Genomic DNA, 18,113 nt, shown 5'->3' with positions numbered 1-18,113 from the left:
GGATGCCGCCCGAAATCAGGCCGCTTCCTTCTCCGAATAAGCTGCCAGCACGCGCGCGATCTGCGCGGCCGGGGCCTGGGTGATGGTCGCCAGCTTCGTGGCAGGTGCCACGATGAGGCCGACGATCTTCGCACGCAGCTCGTCCAGCGACGGCAGCGTGGCCAGTGCCTGCACGCCCGCCACGTCGAGCGGGGTCGCGCCCATCGCACCGCCGACGATCTCGAACTTGTCGGTCGTCTTGGCGAATTCGGCGGCGACCTTGGCAGCCGCGACCGGGTCGGTCGAGGTCGCCAGGCCGACCGGACCGGTCAGCATGTCGCTGATCGAGCCGTAATCGGTGCCGTCGAGTGCGATCCTGGCAAGCTTGTTCTTCGAGACCTTGTAGGTCGCGCCGGCATCCCGCATCCGGTTGCGCAAGTCGGTCGACTGCGCCACCGTCATCCCCAGGTTCCGGGTGACGACCACCACGGCGACCTCGGAGAAGTTGCGGTTGAGCTCGGCGACGGCCGAAGTCTTTTGACTACGATCCATGCCATTCTCCACATTGGGAAGGTCCGTGCGAGGTGCACGGGTCCTTCCGGGTACGAACCATACGGCCGCGCGAGCTTCGCGCGGACGACGGTACAGTCCAGCGATGGGGAATGACCGGGATCCGGCCACACGGCATGCGTGCGCGCGCGGCGAGAATACGGTCCTGTCCCCGCCTCGGCGGGGAATTAAGATCCGTGAGGATCACCCGCTGTCTCGGACGGTGTGCCACCTTGCCCATGAGCGAAGGCGACACGCACGCGAGCCCTTAGCGGTTTTTGCGTTCCGGTCAAGTCGGCGAGCGCTGTCACAATAGTGCCTTGGCGATTTCATTTTCGCGTCACCGAACTGCAACCGCGCTGCCGCGGGGCGCCGCCAAATGGGCTGCCATACGAACGCGGGGAATGCAGATGACCGAAATGAGCCTTGTGGAAGTCGGCGCCTATGACGATGGCGATATCGACACCAACCCGTCGACCACGACGCATCTCAACGAATTGATCGACCGCCGTTATTCGCGTCGCTCGCTGATGGGCGGCATGAGCGCGATGACGACTGCGGTGTTCGGCGGCGCACTCCTGAGCGGATGCGGCGGCGACGATGACGGCGAGGACCCCATCACCGTGTCCGACGGCACGACCGTGCAGACGCAGGGCGGGCGCGTCGTGACGCTCAGCGCCACCGCGAGCAGCAACGCCACCACCACCAGCTTCAAGCAGGTCAGCGGCCCCACGGTCGCGGTGGTCACCAGCGGTAATTCCATCACCTTCGTGGCGCCCAACGTCGCGCAGTCGACGGCGCTGGTGTTCGAATTCAGCGCCAGCAACGGCAACGGCGCCAACAGTGCGCGCACCACCGTCAACGTCCTGCCCGCCGTGCTGGCCTTCACCGCCGTGGCGAAGAACAAGAACGACCTCGTCACCGTGCCCGCGGACTATACGGTCACCGTTCTCTACCGGATGGGCGATCCGCTCGCCTCGGGCGTGGCCGCTTATGCCAACAACGGCACCGACACGAACTTCGCGCAGCGCGCCGGCGACCATCACGACGGCATGAGCTATTTCGGGCTCGCGGCGACCGGTGCGATGCCCGACGCGAACAGCAACACGCGCGGCGTGCTGGTGATGAACCACGAGAACATCACCGAAAGCTACCTGCACGCCAACGGCCCCACCGGGCTGACCCCGCCCGGCATTCGCCCGGAAGCCGAGGCGATCAAGGAGATCGAGGCGCACGGCGTCTCGGTCGTCGAGGTCACCCGCGCGAGCACCGCGGGTGCGTGGAGCTACGTGCCGGCCAGCACGCTGAACCGGCGCATCACCCCGAACACGCCGATGCAGTTCAACGGGCCGGTGCGCGGCAACGCCGCGCTGCGCACGCGCGTGTCGAACGACGGCACGCGCAGCAACGGCACGATCAACAATTGCGCCAACGGCCAGATGCCATGGCAGACCTATCTGACCTGCGAAGAGAATTGGGCCGGCTATTTCACCCGCGCGGCCGGTGACGAGGCGGCGCGTACCGCGGCGAATGCGGCGAAGCAGAATGCGTCGCTGCGCCGCTACGGCATCGGGCAGGGCCGGACCGGCAATTATCGCTGGACCACCGTGACCCCGGCGGATGCGTCGAGCACGACCTTCTCGCGCTGGAACGCCAGCGTCCTCGCCGATGCCGCCGCCGACGGCACGCAGGACTTCCGGAACGAGCCGTTCACGTTCGGCTGGGTGGTCGAGATCGATCCGTTCAATCCCCAATCGACGCCGCGCAAGCGCACCGCGCTGGGGCGCATGAACCACGAGGGTTGCTGGCCGGGCCGGACGATCGCCGGGGTGAAGCCGGCCTTCTACATGGGCGACGACGCGCAGAACGAATACATCTACAAGTTCGTGTCGAACACCGCCTGGGCGGTTGCTGACGCGACCGCTGCCGACCGGCTGGCGACCGGCGACAAGTATCTCGACGCCGGCACGCTGTATGTCGCGAAGTTCGCCGACGACGGCACCGGCACCTGGCTGCCGCTGGTCTTCGGGCAGAACGGGCTGACCGCCGACAGCACCATCTATCCCTTCGCCGATCAGGCCGACGTGCTCATCAACACCCGGCTGGCGGCCGACGTGCTGGGCGCCACGCCGATGGACCGGCCCGAATGGACCGCGGTGAACCCCGTCAACGGCGAGATGTACTGCACGCTCACCAACAATTCGTCGCGCAGCGCGGCGCGCGTCGATGCGAGCAACCCGCGTGCCTACATCGATCCGCCCTCGACCTCGGTCAGCAACCGCAACGGCCATGTTATCCGCCTGCGCGAGGCCGCCGACACGACCGAGGCGACCACCTTCACCTGGGACATCTACGCCTTTGGTGCAGGCTCTGACCTCGATCCGACCAACATCAACCTGTCGGGGCTGGACGCCACCAACGACTTCTCCTCGCCGGACGGGCTGTGGTTCGGCCTGCCGACCAACGCCAGCGGGCAGGTGGCGCCGCTGTTGTGGCTGCAGACCGATGATGGCGCGTTCACCGACGTGACCAACAACCAGATGCTGGTCGGCATGCCCGGGCGCGTCGCCGACGGCGGCACCCGGCAGGTGACCAGCACCGGAGGCGGCGCGAGCCGCACCGTCACGACGCGGATCGGCGCGGCACCGGCCGCGAAGCTGAAGCGCTTCCTGGTCGGCCCGGTCGGGTGCGAGATCACCGGCATCAGTTCGACGCCGGACGGTCGCTCGGTGTTCGTCAACATCCAGCATCCCGGCGAAGGCGGCGGGCCGTCGGACATCACGTCGAACTGGCCGGCGTCGCAAGCTGCGGCGGCACCGGGCGTGCGCCCGCGCTCGGCGACGATCGTCATCACCAAGAACGACGGCGGCGTCGTCGGGCTCTGACGCGATCCCGCCGGCATCGCTCCGCCCGGCCGTGGGCGGCGGGGCGACGCCGACGGCAGGATGCGCGGACGGCGACCGTAGCGGGGCTACGGTCGCCGTTTTTTCGTCGGTTGGAGCGGTTTCCGGTCCTGTTGCGCCATCGGCACGGCGGGGATTTCGCTCCGTCGCAAGACGCGAGGAGGGCGCGATGCTTCGGCAATGGTAACCGGTGAGCAACGCCGCGGCGGGCCGAAATCGCGCTCGCCGCGTAGCAGGCGCGCAAAGGGCGATGACGGTGGTGCAACGTGGTCGAAAACCGCTCGCGGTGCTCACGAACGGTCCGCCGCCCGTCAGCGCGAGCGCGGCGAAGTAATCCAGCGCGTGCTGATCCAGCCTTGGTTTGCTTCACTTCCCGCCCGACACGGACGTTTGGCCAATGCGGTGTTCATTGCCAGCGCTCTGACACGACGGGCCACAATGAGCCGACCCTTACCGGCCGTCCGCCCGGATATGATCGAAGCCACGCTTCTTGCCGCCCCCGATGAAGGAAGGGCCGGTCGGCTCGCGAACGGATGACGCGAATCGCAGCCTGTTTGGACGTCGGGACCAGAGACGGGATCGCCATTCAGCGCTTCGCGGATGTCGGACTGTTCGCCAATCACGATTGTTCATCTGGTCGGGCGAACCGCCCTGCCGCAATCGGGCAGATCTGCTCCCCACACCCGCCATGGCGAGTGTAGCGAAGCAACCCAGCATGCCGCGCGACGCCGCGGCGCGCTTCGCTACGCTCGCAACGACGCGCTTGCGGGTATCGCCTGAATGGCGATCGGCCAAAGGGCCAATCGCCGCACGCTTCGATCTATGTCGCCCGTTACGCCAGCTCGCCCACATGCGTGGCCACGGTCACCGGGCAGATGGGGCGGCGGGCGCATACGTGCCCGCCACCACCGTCACCGCCGCGGGCGCGGACCCCCGCGCGGCGCACCGGCACCGGCACCGCCGCCGCCATGACGACGCTGCGGCGGGCCGCCGGCGTTGCGGATCGGCACCGAGCCGCTCGGCATCGGCTCGATGCGGATGCCGCTCTCGTCCTCGCCATCGGCGTTCGCGCTGGCCTTCACCGCGGCTGCGAAGCGCCCGGCAAGCGCGCTGGGCACCTGGAACTGCGTTTCCGACGGCCCGATGCGGATCGCGCCGATCTCGGCCTTGGTCACGTGACCGCGACGGCATAGCAGCGGCAGCACCCAGCGCGGATCGGCGTTCTGGCGGCGACCGACGTTCATGTGGAACCACACCACGTCGTCGAAGCCGTCGCGATGGCCCTTCTGCTGGCGCTCGCTCATCTCGCTGCGATCACCGAGTTCCTCGGGCGCCGGCAGCGCGGCACGCTGCGCGGCGACGAACGCGCCGGCAATCTCCTCCGGGGTGCGTTGCGCCAGCAACTCGGCGGCCAGCGCCTTGTCCTCGTCCTCGACCTCGACGGGCGCGAGCAATCGCTCCAGCAACCGCTCGCGATCCTTGGCGCGGATCGCCTCCGCGCTCGGCACGTCGCCCCATTCGGTGGCGATACGCGCGCCGCGCAGCATCATCTCGACCCGACGGCGACGCGGATATGGCACGATCAGCACCGCGGTGCCCTTCTTGCCCGCGCGGCCCGTCCGGCCGGAACGGTGCTGCAACACCTCCGCATCGCGCGGCATCTCGACGTGGACGACGAGGCTGAGCGTCGGCAAATCGATGCCGCGTGCCGCAACGTCGGTCGCGACGCAGACGCGCGCACGGCGGTCACGAAGCGCTTGCAGGGCATGGTTGCGCTCGTTCTGCGAATGCTCACCCGACAGCGCCACGGCTGCGAAGCCGCGCTCGACCAGTCCGGCGTGCAGGTGCCGCACGTTGTCGCGCGTCGCGCAGAACAGCATCGCGGTTTCCGCTTCGTAGTAACGCAGCAGGTTGATGACCGCGTGCTCGATCTCGGATGGCGAAACCGTAACTGCGCGATAGGTGATGTCGCCGTGCCCGCGCTGCTCGCTGACGGTGGAGATACGCAGCGCATCACGCTGATAGGCCTTCGCCAGCGCCACGATCGGGCGCGGCAGCGTCGCGGAGAACAACAGCGTGCGGCGCTCGCCCGGCGTCTGGTCCAGCAGCGCCTCCAGGTCGTCGCGGAAGCCCATGTCGAGCATCTCGTCGGCTTCGTCGAGCACGGCGACGCGAATCTGCGCCAGCTTCAGTGCGCCACGCTCGGCATGGTCGCGCAAGCGGCCGGGAGTGCCGACGACGATATGCGCGCCCTGGTTGAGCGTGCGACGCTCGCGACTGGCGTCCATGCCGCCGACGCAGGTGGCGATCCGCGCATCGGCGTAGAGCCACATCAGCTCCTTGGCGACCTGCAACGCCAGTTCGCGCGTCGGCGCGATGACGATCGCGAGCGGCGCGGCGGGGGGCGGCAGGTTGCCGTCCTCGCTCATCAACTGCTCGGCCATCGCCAGACCGAAGGCGACGGTCTTGCCGGAGCCGGTCTGTGCGGACACGAGGAGGTCGCGACCGTGCGCGGCCTCGGCCGTCACCTCGGCCTGAACGGGGGTGAGCGCGGTATATCCACGCGCGGAGAGCGCGCTGGCGAGCGCGGGGGGGAGATTTGGAAAGTCCATGAAGCATGCCACATGGACCTTTCGGCTCACAATTGCCAGCGGGAACGCACCCCGATGACGACGCGTTCGGGCAACTTGCTGTCATCCTGGGACAAATCTCATGGCTCTCCCCGCTGATCCGGTGTGGTTCATCACCGGTTGCTCGACCGGTTTCGGGCGCGAACTGGCAAGGCTGGTGCTGGCGCGCGGCTGGCGCGTGGTGGCGACCGCGCGCGATGCGGCGCGCGTCGCCGATCTGGCGGAAGGGCAGCAGGATCGCGTGCTGGCGCTGGCGCTCGACGTCACCGACGCCGGGGCTGTCGCTGCATCGGTCGTTGCCGCCGAGCAGAAGTTCGGGCGCATCGACGTGCTCGTGAACAACGCCGGCTATGGCTATCAGTCGAGCATCGAGGAAGGTGACGACGGCGAAATTCGCGCGCAATTCGATGCCAACGTCTTCGGGCTGTTCGCGATGACCCGCGCGGTGCTGCCGGGGATGCGCGCACGCCGGCAAGGGGCGATCGTCAACATCACCTCGGTCGCCGGGCTCGTCGGCTTCCCATCGTCAGGCTATTACGCGGCGTCGAAGCACGCGGTGGAGGGGTTCTCCGACGCGCTTGCCGCAGAGGTCGCACCGCTGGGGCTATCGGTCACCTGTGTCGAGCCGGGGCCGTTCCGCACCGACTGGGCGGGGCGCTCGCTGCGCCAGACGGAGAGCCGGATCGCCGATTATGCGGAAACCGCCGCGGCGCGGATGGCATCGACGAAGGACTATTCGGGCAATCAGCCTGGCGACCCCGTGCGCGCCGGCGAGGCGATGATCGCCGCGGTCGAACGCGATCAGCCGCCGCGGCATCTCGTGCTCGGCAAATGGGGCCACGACGCGGTCACCGGGCGCTTGCACGCGCGCATCGCCGAAATCGAGGGCTTGCGTGATGCCGCGCTCGGCGCCGACTATCCCGACGCTACCAGCGGTAGTTGAAGCTGATGCTGATCCGCTCGGCCTTCGCGGCGCTGGTCATCACTTCGTGCCGAAGCCAGCTTTCCCACAGGAACAGCGACCCCGCGCGCGGCTCGGCATAGACGAACGTGCCGTCGCGCGGCGGCGCGGCCATCATCATCGGCAGGCGCGGATCCTCCAGCTTCAGCGCGCCCGATCCCTCGGGCACCGCGACGTAGAAGGTGCCGGAGACGACGCTGTGCGGGTGCAGGTGGCCGGAATGTGTCCCGCCCGGCTTCATCAAATTGACCCACAGGCTGTCGAGCTTCAGCTTGCGCCCGCCGAGATCGAAGCCCGCGTCCTTCGCGAACGCCGCGACGTGCCGGTCCAGCAGCTTCTTCAGGTCCGCGAACACCGGGTCGCGCATCGGCAGGTCGTTGAGCGAGGCGTAACTGGTGTACCCGCGATAGCCGTGCGCCTTCGACCAGCGCCGCCCCGCGCCGTCATCCTCGGCCAGTGCACGGCATGATCCCTCGAGCTCCGCGAGCAAGGCGGCATCGTCGAGGGCGGCCTCGTAGAACAGGGTCGGGAAAAGCTGGCGCGTCGGCATCGTGGTCATCCGTCGCCGCTGCGAGGGCAGGGCATATGGCGATCGCCCTGGAAGGTGCGCGATGTGCTGGCAAGGGGTTGCGCGCGCGCAGCCACCAGGAACGTGCGCTGTAGCTACGCCAGCCGCAGCGCCACGTCGTTCATGAAGCGGACGTCGTCGCCGTTCGCCAGCCACGCCGCCTCGGCCGCCAGTGCGCCGAGCAGGTCGCTGAGCGGATCGATCTCCACCTTGGCGTAATTGCCGAGCACGTGCCCGGTCACGCGGTCCTTGTGCCCGGGATGCCCGATCCCGATCCGCACGCGGCGGAAGTCCGGCCCGAGATGCTGGTCGATCGAGCGCAGCCCGTTATGCCCGGCGGTGCCGCCGCCCTGCTTCACCTTGATCTTCATCGGTGCCAGATCGAGTTCGTCGTGGAACACGGTCAGCGCCTCGATGCCCAGCTTGTAGAAGCGCAGCGCCTCGCCGACCGAACGCCCGCTGTCGTTCATGAACGTCGCCGGCTTCAGCAACAGCACCTTCGTGCCGCCGACGCGCCCTTCCTGCAACCAGCCCTGGAATTTCTTCGACGGCGGCGCGAAGCCATGGACCGCGGCGATCGCGTCGATCGCCATGAAGCCGACGTTGTGGCGGTGCATCGCATATTGCGCGCCCGGATTGCCGAGACCGACCCACAGCTGCATCGCGCCATTCCTTTACATGCGAAGGGGCAGGGGAGCGTCGCCGCTGCCCTGCCCCCCGGAGACGACCCATCGCCCGTCGGGCGATGGAGCCGGCATCAGTCCTTCTTCTGGACCGACACCTTGTCGTCGTCGTTGTCGTCGTCGTTCGGCTCGGCGGCAGCAGCCTCAGCCTCGGCCGACTGCGCCTCGGCCACTTCGGCGTCGAGCTGGTCGTCGGCGGCGGTCGGCACCGTCGGCGGCACGATCGTGGCGATCGCGAAGTCGCCTTCCAGTGCCGGCGTCGCGCCCTTGGGCAGCTTCACGTCGGCGATGTGGATCGAGTCGCCGATTTCCATGCCCTTGAGCGAGATGGTGATCTCGCTGGGGATGTCGGCGGCGTCGACGACCAGTTCGATGTCGTGCATCGTGATGTTCAGCACGCCGTTGCCGCGCTTGATGCCGGGGGCGTCGTCCTCGTCCACGAACACGACCGGCACCGCGATCGTCACCGACTCATGCTCGCCGATGCGCAGGAAGTCGACGTGCGTCGGGCGATCGCTGACCGGATGGAACGCGACGTCCTTGGCCAGCGTACGCTGCCCGCCGACCATGATGACCGAGTTCATGAAGTGACCGGTCATCAGCGCCTTGACGAGCGCCTTCTCCTCGAGGTGGATCGAGGACGGTTCCTTGTTCTGGCCGTAGATCACGGCGGGGACGCGGCCGTCGCGACGCAGTGCACGGGAGGCTCCCTTGCCAACCCGGTCACGCGTCTCGGCTGCGAGCGTGATGGTGTCGCTCATTTCGAATGCTCCGAATACGGTGATATAGCTCCCGATCACGCCTCCAGGGATGACCATGACCGGAAGCCGGCGCGCCTAGCCGAGCGGGCGCCGAAATGCAAGGTGCGCGCCGAGCCAGGGCCGGTCAGCCGCGCGCCGACCACGCCCGCGTCGGCGCGACGTCGCTCAGTATCTAACCCGCACCGCCTTCAGCTTGTACGGGCCCAGCTGGTCCTGCACGCTGCCCGCGCCGGCGAGATGCCCGGCGCCCACCGCGATGAACACCGTCCCGGGCTGCTTCATCCGCTCCGCGATCCACGCCGCCCAGCGCTTGTTGCGATCGGTCAGCAGCGCCTTGGCGACTTCCGGCGAGTCCTTGAGCGAATCGTTCATTTCCTTGGCGACACCGTCGGGATTGCCCGTCGCCCAGGCGTCCACCAGCGTCCCGAACGTCGCGTCCACCTTCGGCAGTTCGTCGAGCGTGCTTTCCAGCAGCTGCATCTGCGCATCCTGCGACAGGGCGCCGAACACGCCCAGCTGGCCCTCGAACGTCTCCAGCCCGATCACCGGCTTGCCGGCCTTTTTCGCCGCGTCCGACAACACTTTCTCCGGCCCGTTGGCGGGATCGTAGCCGAGCTGGCGGATCGGCAGCAGCGACAGCGTGACCGCCGCGAACCACGGCCGCATCCGGTCGTAGGCGGCGGCTGGCACCCCGCCGTCGCCCATCGCCCTGGCGAAAGCGCCGCGATAATTGGGCGGCAGTTGCTGCGTCAGCGGCGTTCCGGCCGGGTTGAAGGCGGCGCCGGCGACCACCTTCTGCTGCGTGGCGGCGTCGGGCTCGACCATCTCCAGCACCAGCGTCTGCGAGCCGTCGAACGCGGTCTTCACGGCCTCGTCGAACCATGACAATCCCGGCTTCAGGACATGGACCGTGCCGAACAGGTAGATGGTCGTGTCGCTGTCCTTCACCACCCACAGCGCGGGGTCGGCATCGTGCGCCGCGGCGGGTGCGGGTGCCTGCTGCGCGCAGGCGGGCAGCGGCAGGACGAGGAGCAGCGCAAGCGCGGTGGCGGCGTTCTTCATGGCGCCGCTCATGACCGGCCGCGCGGTCGAAGGGAAGGGGGCGCGCGCCACGGCTTTGTTGATTCCGCGCCGCCCATGCGCCACAGACCGCGACCGTGACCGACACCAGCGCTCCCCGCCCGCTCAGCTTCCAGGCGATGATCCTGCGGCTCCACCAATATTGGTCGGAGCGCAGCTGTGCGATCCTTCAGCCCTATGACATGGAAATGGGGGCGGGCACGTTCCACCCGGCCACCACGCTGCGCGCGCTGGGGCCGGACACGTGGAACGCCGCCTATGTCCAGCCGTGCCGCCGTCCCACCGACGGCCGCTACGGCGAGAACCCCAACCGGCTACAGCATTATTACCAATATCAGGTGATCCTGAAGCCCAGCCCGCCTGATCTGCAGGAATTGTACCTCGGCAGCCTCGCGGCGATCGGCGTCGATACCGGGCTGCACGACATCCGCTTCGTCGAGGACGATTGGGAGAGCCCGACGCTGGGGGCGTGGGGGCTCGGCTGGGAAGTGTGGTGCGACGGGATGGAGGTGACGCAATTCACCTATTTCCAGCAGATGGGCGGTTTCGACATGAAGCCGGTCGCGGGCGAGCTGACCTACGGGCTGGAACGGCTGGCGATGTACATCCAGAACGTCGACAACGTCTACGATCTCGCCTTCAACGACGCGGGCGTATCCTACGGCGACGTGTTCCTCGAAAACGAGCGGCAGATGTCGACCTGGAACTTCGAGGTCGCCGACACCGACGCGCTGTTCGACCTGTTCCGGAAGGCGGCCGCCGAATGCGAGCGCAGCCTCGCCGCGAAGCTGCCGATCCCCGCCTATGAACAGGCGATCAAGGCCAGCCACACCTTCAACCTGTTGCAGGCGCGCGGCGTGATCTCCGTTGCCGAGCGGCAGGCGTACATCGGCCGAGTCCGCGATCTCGCGAAGGCCGCCTGTGCGGCATATATGGAAAAGAACGGGTGGGCCGCGTGACCGATTTCCTTCTCGAACTGCGCTCCGAGGAAATCCCGGCGCGGATGCAGGCCAGGGCGCGCGAGGATCTGGCGCGGCTGTTCGCGGCCGAACTGGCGAAGGCGGGGCTGACCGCCGCTTCGGCCGTCACCTATGCCACGCCGCGCCGCCTGACGCTGATCCTGCGCGACCTGCCGCACGCCACCGAGGCGGTCGCCGAGGAAGTGAAGGGCCCGCGCGCCTCCGCGCCGCCGCAGGCGCTGGAGGGCTTCCTCCGCAAGACCGGGCTCACCGCCGCGCAACTGACCGAGCGTGACGGCGTGTTCTACGCCGTCACCGAACGGCCCGGCCGCGCCACTGCCGAGGTGCTGGCCGAGGCGATCCCGGCCGTCATCCGTGCCTTCCCGTGGCCGAAGTCGATGCGCTGGGGCGCGGCATCGTCGTCCACCGAGAGCCTGCGCTGGGTTCGCCCGCTGCACGGCATCGTCGCGCTGTTCGGTGAACTGGTCGTGCCGGTCACGATCGCGGGCGTCGAAAGCGGTGCCGCGACGCTCGGGCATCGCTTCCATCACCCCGGCACGATCACGATCGGCTCGGCGGCGGACTACGAAGAGAAGCTGCGTGCCTGCCACGTCATCGTCGACCAGGACGAGCGCGCCGCGCTCATCCGCGATCGCGCCGCCGCGCTGGCCGCCGGGGCCGGACTGGTGCTGGTCGAGGACGAAGGCCTGGTCGCCGAGAATGCCGGGCTGACCGAATGGCCGGTGCCGCTGCTCGGTCGCTTCGATGCCGGATATCTCTCGGTCCCGCCCGAGGTGATCCAGCTCACCGCGCGCGTGAACCAGAAATATTTCGTGTGCCGCGATGGGACGGGGCAGCTCGCCAACGCTTTCGTGTGTACCGCTAACATCGTCGCGCACGATGGCGGCGCGAAGATCGTCGAGGGCAATCGGAAGGTGCTCGCCGCACGCTTGAGCGACGCGCGCTTTTTCTACGACACCGACCTGAAGGTGCCGCTGGAGGAGCAGGCCAAGAAGCTCGACCGGATCGTCTTCCACGAGAAGCTCGGCACCGTCGCCGACAAGGTCGAGCGCGTCGCGAAGCTGGCGCGCTGGCTGGTCGAGGAAGGGATCGTCGGCACGCCGGCGCAGGCCGATCAGGCGGAGCGTGCCGCCCGCCTCGCCAAGGCCGATCTGGTCACCGGCATGGTCGGCGAGTTCCCGGAATTGCAGGGACTTATCGGCGGTTACTATGCCGCCGCGCAGGGCGAGGACGAAACGGTCGCGAACGCGGTGCGCGATCACTACAAGCCGGTCGGGCAGGGTGACGACGTGCCGACCGATCCGGTGACGGTGGCGGTGTCGCTGGCGGACAAATTGGACAGCGTCGCGCAGTTCTTCGGTATCGGGCTAAAGCCGAGCGGCTCGAAGGACCCGTTCGCTCTTCGGCGGGCGGCGCTTGGCATCTCGGCTCTGATCAATAAAAACGACCTGCGTCTGCCATTTCACCCCGCAGCAATCGTGGCGCTTGGTAAGTCTGACGACAGCGGCTCGACCGAGATTCTTGATTTCATTATTGACCGCCTCAAGGTCCAGCAACGCGAGGCCGGCGTCCGTCACGACCTGATCGACGCAGTGTTCGCACTCGGCGGCGAGGACGATCTGGTCCGCCTGCTCGCCCGCGTCCGTGCGCTCCAGTCGTTCGTCGGCACGGACGACGGCACGAACCTGCTCGCCGGCTACAAGCGCGCCGCCAACATCCTGAAGAAGGAAGGCGTCGCGGGCGAGGTCGTGCCCGCCGCATACGAACCGCTGTCCTACACGCCCGAAACCGGCGAAGCTGCGCTCGTCGCCGCGCTCGATGCCGCCGAACCGGCCGCCGCCGATGCGGTCGCGCGCGAGGATTTCGAGGGTGCGATGGCCGCGCTCGCCACGTTGCGCGCACCGATCGATGTGTTCTTTGATAGCGTTACCGTAAATGACGTCGATCCGGTTCGGCGCACCGCACGTCTAAACCTGCTGGCGCGCGTTCGTGCCGCAGTGCACAAGGTGGCCGATTTCTCGAGAATCGACGGCTGACGGAAAACGCGCCAGCGTCTCAACTTTCACAACATTCGCGGCGCGCGGCGACGCGAAATCAAGGACTTGGAACCATGGCCCAGCGTTACGTCTATCGCTTCGGTGGCGGCGTCTCCGATGGGGGAAAGGGCGACAAGAACTTGTTGGGGGGCAAGGGCGCGAACCTGGCCGAGATGGCGTCGATCGACCTGCCGGTGCCGCCCGGCTTCACGATCTCCACCGCGATGTGCGCGCGTTATTACGAGGAGGGCGAAAGCTTTCCCGACTCGCTCAGGGCCGAAGTCGCCGGGGGGATCGCGCATATCGAGCAGGTGACGGGCAAGCGCTTCGGCGAACCCGCCGATCCTCTGCTGGTCTCGGTCCGCTCCGGTGCGCGCGTGTCGATGCCCGGCATGATGGACACGGTGCTGAACCTCGGGCTCAACGACGCCACCGTCGCGGGGCTGGCGGCCGCCAGTGGTGACGAGCGCTTCGCGTGGGACAGCTATCGCCGTTTCATCCAGATGTACTCGGATGTCGTGCTCGAACTCGATCACGGCGCGTTCGAGGAGGCGCTGGAGATCGCGAAGGAAGACCGCGGCTTCACGCTCGACACCGAATTGTCCGCGGCGGACTGGCGTGAACTGGTTGCCGAATACAAGGCGATCGTCGCGAAGGAATGGGGAAAGCCGTTCCCGCAGGATGTCCACGATCAATTGTGGGGCGCGGTCGGCGCGGTGTTCGGGTCGTGGCAGTCGGAACGCGCGAAGGTCTACCGCCGTCTGAACCACATCTCCGGTGACTGGGGTACGGCGGTCAACGTGCAGGCGATGGTGTTCGGCAACATGGGCGACACCAGCGCCACGGGCGTCGCGTTCACCCGCGATCCCGCCAAGGGCGACCGCGCTTATTACGGCGAGTTCCTGATCAATGCGCAGGGCGAGGACGTCGTCGCCGGCATCCGCACCCCGCAATATCTCACCCGCGCGGCGCGCGAGGAAGCCGGCGCCAAGCCGCTGTCGATGGAAGAGGCGCTGCCCGAGGTCTATACCGAGCTGGCGGCGGTCTTCGACAAGCTCGAGACGCATTACCGCGACATGCAGGACATCGAGTTCACCGTCGAGCGCGGCAAGTTGTGGATGCTCCAGACCCGCTCGGGCAAGCGCACCGCCAAGGCTGCGCTGAAGATCGCGGTCGAGATGGCGAGCGAGGGGCTGATCACCGAGGAGGAAGCGATCGCGCGCGTCGAGCCGCAGGCGCTCGACCAGTTGCTCCACCCCACGCTCGATCCCGAGGCGGCGCGCGATGTGCTGACCAAGGGGCTGCCCGCCTCGCCGGGTGCGGCGAGCGGCTTCGTCGTGTTCGACGCCGACACCGCCGAGCGGATGGCGGCGGACGGCAAGGCGGTGATCCTGGTGCGCACCGAGACCAGCCCGGAGGACATTCACGGGATGCACGCGGCGAAGGGCATCCTGACCGCGCGTGGCGGGATGACCAGCCATGCCGCGGTCGTCGCGCGCGGCATGGGGCGCCCGTGCGTGTCGGGGGCGGGGTCGCTGTCGATCTCCGCGAAGGACAAGGTGCTGCGCTGCGCCGGACGCGAGGTGCGCGAGGGCGACCGGCTCACGATCGACGGCGCGACCGGCGAGGTGATGATCGGCGAAGTCGCGACGATCCAGCCGGAGCTCGCCGGCGACTTCGGCACGCTGATGGTGTGGGCGGACAAGGTCCGCCGCCTGAAGGTGCGCGCGAATGCCGAAACGCCGCTCGATTGCCGCACCGCGCGTGATTTTGGTGCCGAAGGTGTGGGACTATGCCGCACCGAACATATGTTTTTCGACGCCGCGCGCATCACCGCGGTGCGCCAGATGATCCTCGCGGAGGACGAGGCGGGACGCCGCGCCGCGCTGGAGAAGCTGCTGCCCGAACAACGCGCCGATTTCACCTCGATCTTCGAGGTGATGGCGGGATTGCCGGTGACGGTGCGATTGCTCGATCCGCCGCTCCACGAATTCCTTCCGCACCAGGAAAATGAGTTCGCCGAGGTCGCTGCCGCCACGGGGATCGCGATCGACCAGCTCAAGCGTCGCGCAGCGGAACTGCACGAATTCAACCCGATGCTCGGCCATCGCGGCTGCCGTCTGGGCGTGACCTACCCCGAGATCTACGAGATGCAGGCGCGCGCGATCTTCGAGGCGGCGCTCGACGTCGCCGAGAAGTCGGGCGAGGCGCCGATCCCCGAGGTGATGATCCCGCTGGTCGCGACCAAGCGCGAGCTGGAGTTGATGAAGGTGGTGGTCGACACCGCGGCGCAGGCGGTGTTCGCCGAGCGTGGGCGAACGATCGACTATCTCGTCGGCACGATGATCGAACTGCCTCGCGCGGCGCTGCGCGCGGGCGAGATCGCCGAGGCGGGTGAGTTCTTTTCGTTCGGTACCAACGATTTGACGCAGACGACGCTCGGCGTCAGCCGTGACGACGCCAGCCGCTTTCTGGGCGCCTATGTCGAAAAGGGCATCTACGCGCGCGATCCCTTCGTCAGCCTCGATGTCGAGGGCGTCGGCGAGCTGGTCGAAATCGCGGCACAGCGCGGGCGTGCCACGCGGCCGGACATCAAGCTCGGCATCTGCGGCGAACATGGCGGCGATCCCGCATCGATCGCGTTCTGCGAGCAGGTCGGGCTCGATTATGTCTCCGCCTCGCCATACCGTGTGCCGATCGCGCGGCTGGCGGCGGCGCAGGCAGCATTGAAGGCACGTTCATGAAAATCCTAATCGCAGCGGTGTTGGCCGCGCTTGCTGTCACCACCACGTCGGCATCGGCGGCGGTCATCATCGGAACGCAGATCGTCGACACGCAATTGCGCGCGACCGTCAACATGGAGCCGCTTGCCTCCGACGGGAGCGATGCGGGTACACGCGCGGGTACGATCAACGCCTCGGCGCAGATCGTCGCGCCCGGCGGCGGAGTGTCCGGTATTCGCGCCACCTCCTCGGTGCTGGCGGTGCTGAACAGTGCGGAGCGCGGGCGCGTGACGTTCCGTCGTTCGCTGACGCCCGGCGACAGCGACGCGATCCAGTCGGCCACCGCGAATTACCGCTACTTCTTCACTGTCGATTCGCTGACCGCTTTCGACGTGAACTGGGGCGTCTCCACGTTCGGGAGCGCCGCCGGGGGAAGTGCCCCCGGACAGGCGCTGTCGCTTGCGGTGCGCGGCGCATCGGACACGCTTCTGCGGCTCGACTCGCTGGGTGACGGTTCTAGCGGAGAAACACAGGCGCTGCTCGCGCCCGGCAGCTACGAACTGCGCATCGAGGACACGTTCCCGCTAGTGGCGGCGGCGGGTATGCGTAGCGGCCTCTCCAGCCAGTATAGTTTCGCGATGCGTGCGGTTCCGGAGCCCGCAACATGGATGACGCTGCTGCTCGGATTCGTCACGATTGGCGCCGTCCAGCGCCGACGCGTGAGGCGCCTCGCTTGAGCGTGGGCAAGCCGAGCTTGCCCACGCTAATGCGTCAGATGAATCCGCGGTCGCGCGGATGGCCGGGGGCGAGACGATCGTCCTCGACAAAGCGGTCACCAGCCAGTGGGCGATCGTCGTGGATGCGGCGATCGTCGACTACCGGGTGCGCGGCCGCAAGGCGTTCGTTCTCGCGACGCAGTTCCTCGACGTGCCGCTCCAGCTCGTTCGCGCGCTGCGCGGCGACGTCACGTTCGTGCTCCAGCTCGGTGACACGTGTGCCAGCGGTGCCGTGCTCGCGCTCCAGCTCCGTCGCGCGCCTGGTCGCGACGTCATGCTCGCGTTCCAGCTCGCTCACGCGCTTGTTGGTGGTGGCGTGCGCATCGCGCTCCGCGGCGTAGCGCGTCTTCCACTTGCGCCCGCCCGGATGGCTGGCGAGTCCGAATAGCCAGCCGGCCACCAGCGCGACCGCCAGTGCGATATATTGCGTCGTCGTGGTGAACAGCATGACGATCCTCCGTTCGTTTCGCGAGGTAAACGACGGAGTCCCCCTGCTGTTCCTACGGCTTGGCGTTGATGAACGAGTCGTTGAGCGAACAGGCGGCAGGCCCGAGGATCACGACGAACAGCACCGGCAGAATGAACAGGATCAACGGCACCGTCATGATCGCCGGCAGCCGCGCAGCTTTCTCCTCGGCCCGCATCATCCGCTCGTTACGAAACTCCGCCGACAGGACGCGCAGCGCGCTGGCGAGCGGGGTGCCGTATTTCTCGGTCTGGATCATCGTGGTCACGACACCGCGCACCGCATCGAGATCGACGCGCGTTGCCAGATTCTCGAACGCGTGACGGCGGTCCGTAAGGAAGCCTAGCTCGATCGCGGTCAACGCGAATTCCTCACCGAGTTCCTGATACGCCTTCCCCAGTTCGCGCGACACCCGGTGGAAGGCGGCGTCGACGGTCAGGCCGGCCTCGGCGCAGATCACGAGCAGGTCGAGCGCGTCGGGCAGCCCCTTGCGGATCGCCGCGCTGCGCTTCGTGATCTTGTTCTTCAGAAAGATATCGGGCGCCTTGTAGGCCAGCACGAATGTGCTTGCGACCAGCCCGTAGCGCTTGAGCGCGCCCCACTCCGGAAACGCATCGAGCAGATAGACCCAGATCACCATCAACCCGCCGAACACGATCGGCAGCACCAGCCGGCCGAAAATGACCGCGACCGCCCATTCCTTGTTTCGGATACCGGCCTGTAACAGCTTGCGCTGGGCAACCTTCAATTGCTCGTCCTGCAGGACGCGCAACGACGACAGCAGGCTGCGCACGCGGTCGGCGGTGTTGTTCTGATGGACCAGCTTGGTCCGGCGCTTGGCGGTCGAGGCGGTGATGCCGGCCTTCAACTGCTCGCGCCGATCGTTGAGCGCGCGCACCCGCCGGGTCATGGGGTCGCGCAAACCGCGGGTGAGTTGCAAGCCGATTATCACCACCGCGGCAAGCAGCGGCAGGATGATGGCAAGCGTGAGCGTGTCAAAGCCTAGGATCGTGGGCAT

The 18,113-nt window shown here is 67.6% G+C and carries 14 protein-coding genes; 6 read left to right on the top strand and 8 right to left on the bottom strand.

Translation table 11 applies throughout. From position 1 onward, the window contains the following. Positions 1–15: 15 nt before the first annotated feature. Positions 16–531: a 50S ribosomal protein L10 gene (rplJ, locus tag SPHPHY_RS0112070; RefSeq protein ID WP_022686939.1), complete on the bottom strand. Its 516-nt coding sequence runs from the start codon at positions 529–531 to the stop codon at positions 16–18. A gap of 407 nt (positions 532–938) precedes the next feature. Here rplJ and SPHPHY_RS0112065 point away from each other — a divergent pair, with 407 nt between their 5' ends. Further along, complete coding sequence (locus tag SPHPHY_RS0112065; RefSeq protein ID WP_028056842.1) at positions 939–3,413, top strand: PhoX family protein; 2,475 nt, start codon at positions 939–941, stop codon at positions 3,411–3,413. Positions 3,414–4,342: 929 nt separating this feature from the next. Here the strand turns inward: SPHPHY_RS0112065 and SPHPHY_RS20065 are convergent. Further along, on the bottom strand, positions 4,343–6,043 hold the full coding sequence (locus SPHPHY_RS20065; protein ID WP_022686937.1) for a DEAD/DEAH box helicase: 1,701 nt from the start codon (positions 6,041–6,043) through the stop codon (positions 4,343–4,345). 100 nt (positions 6,044–6,143) lie between these two features. On the opposite strand from SPHPHY_RS20065, the gene SPHPHY_RS0112050 reads away from it, so the two are divergent. Further along, complete coding sequence (locus SPHPHY_RS0112050) at positions 6,144–7,004, top strand: oxidoreductase (protein WP_022686936.1); 861 nt, start codon at positions 6,144–6,146, stop codon at positions 7,002–7,004. On the opposite strand, the gene SPHPHY_RS0112045 is transcribed toward SPHPHY_RS0112050, so the two are convergent. The 4 genes from SPHPHY_RS0112045 to SPHPHY_RS0112030 all read right to left on the bottom strand — a co-directional run bounded on the left by SPHPHY_RS0112045 (position 6,988) and on the right by SPHPHY_RS0112030 (position 10,096). Further along, positions 6,988–7,572, bottom strand: a complete 585-nt coding sequence (locus SPHPHY_RS0112045) for a TIGR02466 family protein (RefSeq protein WP_028056841.1) — start codon at positions 7,570–7,572, stop codon at positions 6,988–6,990. The genes SPHPHY_RS0112050 and SPHPHY_RS0112045 overlap by 17 nt on opposite strands. Positions 7,573–7,685: 113 nt before the next feature. Then, positions 7,686–8,252 carry an aminoacyl-tRNA hydrolase gene (gene pth / locus SPHPHY_RS0112040; RefSeq protein ID WP_022686934.1) on the bottom strand — a complete coding sequence of 189 codons (567 nt, stop codon included), beginning with the start codon at positions 8,250–8,252 and terminating at the stop codon, positions 7,686–7,688. Positions 8,253–8,347: 95 nt separating this feature from the next. Continuing rightward, positions 8,348–9,034: a 50S ribosomal protein L25/general stress protein Ctc gene (locus SPHPHY_RS0112035; RefSeq protein WP_028056840.1), complete on the bottom strand. Its 687-nt coding sequence runs from the start codon at positions 9,032–9,034 to the stop codon at positions 8,348–8,350. Between the two features lie 165 nt (positions 9,035–9,199). Continuing rightward, positions 9,200–10,096 (bottom strand): TraB/GumN family protein, encoded by an 897-nt coding sequence (locus tag SPHPHY_RS0112030; RefSeq protein WP_043131115.1) that lies wholly within the window; start codon positions 10,094–10,096, stop codon positions 9,200–9,202. 137 nt (positions 10,097–10,233) lie between these two features. On the opposite strand from SPHPHY_RS0112030, the gene SPHPHY_RS0112025 reads away from it, so the two are divergent. From SPHPHY_RS0112025 to SPHPHY_RS0112010, 4 genes are all read left to right on the top strand, one after another. After that, entirely contained in the window at positions 10,234–11,073 is an 840-nt protein-coding gene (locus SPHPHY_RS0112025; RefSeq protein WP_028056839.1) for a glycine--tRNA ligase subunit alpha, read from the top strand. Continuing rightward, a complete protein-coding gene (glyS, locus tag SPHPHY_RS0112020; RefSeq protein ID WP_028056838.1) occupies positions 11,070–13,130 on the top strand; it encodes a glycine--tRNA ligase subunit beta in 2,061 nt (686 codons plus the stop codon). The genes SPHPHY_RS0112025 and glyS overlap by 4 nt, the downstream gene beginning before the upstream one ends. Before the next feature lie 74 nt (positions 13,131–13,204). Continuing rightward, complete coding sequence (gene ppdK / locus SPHPHY_RS0112015; protein WP_022686929.1) at positions 13,205–15,874, top strand: pyruvate, phosphate dikinase; 2,670 nt, start codon at positions 13,205–13,207, stop codon at positions 15,872–15,874. Next, on the top strand, positions 15,871–16,590 hold the full coding sequence (locus SPHPHY_RS0112010) for a PEPxxWA-CTERM sorting domain-containing protein (RefSeq protein ID WP_022686928.1): 720 nt from the start codon (positions 15,871–15,873) through the stop codon (positions 16,588–16,590). The genes ppdK and SPHPHY_RS0112010 overlap by 4 nt, the downstream gene beginning before the upstream one ends. A gap of 34 nt (positions 16,591–16,624) precedes the next feature. Here the strand turns inward: SPHPHY_RS0112010 and SPHPHY_RS20990 are convergent, their stop codons facing one another. Together SPHPHY_RS20990 and SPHPHY_RS0112000 are read right to left on the bottom strand one after the other, a co-directional pair. Next, on the bottom strand, positions 16,625–17,077 hold the full coding sequence (locus SPHPHY_RS20990) for a hypothetical protein (RefSeq protein WP_022686927.1): 453 nt from the start codon (positions 17,075–17,077) through the stop codon (positions 16,625–16,627). Between the two features lie 52 nt (positions 17,078–17,129). After that, complete coding sequence (locus SPHPHY_RS0112000; RefSeq protein ID WP_022686926.1) at positions 17,130–18,113, bottom strand: type II secretion system F family protein; 984 nt, start codon at positions 18,111–18,113, stop codon at positions 17,130–17,132.

The organism is Sphingomonas phyllosphaerae 5.2, assembly GCF_000419605.1.
GTDB classification, from domain to species: Bacteria; Pseudomonadota; Alphaproteobacteria; order Sphingomonadales; family Sphingomonadaceae; genus Sphingomonas; species Sphingomonas phyllosphaerae_B.
This window is presented reverse-complemented; position numbering and strand designations above follow the sequence as displayed.

Coding starts and splice junctions, on each gene's coding strand:
- SPHPHY_RS20065 (WP_022686937.1), bottom strand. CDS start 6,043: ATGGACTTTCCAAATCTCCCCCCCGCGCTCGCCAGCGCGCTCTCCGCG.
- SPHPHY_RS0112045 (WP_028056841.1), bottom strand. CDS start 7,572: ATGCCGACGCGCCAGCTTTTCCCGACCCTGTTCTACGAGGCCGCCCTC.
- SPHPHY_RS0112030 (WP_043131115.1), bottom strand. CDS start 10,096: ATGAAGAACGCCGCCACCGCGCTTGCGCTGCTCCTCGTCCTGCCGCTG.
- SPHPHY_RS0112065 (WP_028056842.1), top strand. CDS start 939: ATGACCGAAATGAGCCTTGTGGAAGTCGGCGCCTATGACGATGGCGAT.
- SPHPHY_RS0112025 (WP_028056839.1), top strand. CDS start 10,234: ATGATCCTGCGGCTCCACCAATATTGGTCGGAGCGCAGCTGTGCGATC.
- ppdK (WP_022686929.1), top strand. CDS start 13,205: ATGGCCCAGCGTTACGTCTATCGCTTCGGTGGCGGCGTCTCCGATGGG.
- SPHPHY_RS20990 (WP_022686927.1), bottom strand. CDS start 17,077: ATGCTGTTCACCACGACGACGCAATATATCGCACTGGCGGTCGCGCTG.
- pth (WP_022686934.1), bottom strand. CDS start 8,252: ATGCAGCTGTGGGTCGGTCTCGGCAATCCGGGCGCGCAATATGCGATG.
- rplJ (WP_022686939.1), bottom strand. CDS start 531: ATGGATCGTAGTCAAAAGACTTCGGCCGTCGCCGAGCTCAACCGCAAC.
- SPHPHY_RS0112035 (WP_028056840.1), bottom strand. CDS start 9,034: ATGAGCGACACCATCACGCTCGCAGCCGAGACGCGTGACCGGGTTGGC.
- SPHPHY_RS0112010 (WP_022686928.1), top strand. CDS start 15,871: ATGAAAATCCTAATCGCAGCGGTGTTGGCCGCGCTTGCTGTCACCACC.
- SPHPHY_RS0112000 (WP_022686926.1), bottom strand. CDS start 18,113: ATGCCCACGATCCTAGGCTTTGACACGCTCACGCTTGCCATCATCCTG.
- SPHPHY_RS0112050 (WP_022686936.1), top strand. CDS start 6,144: ATGGCTCTCCCCGCTGATCCGGTGTGGTTCATCACCGGTTGCTCGACC.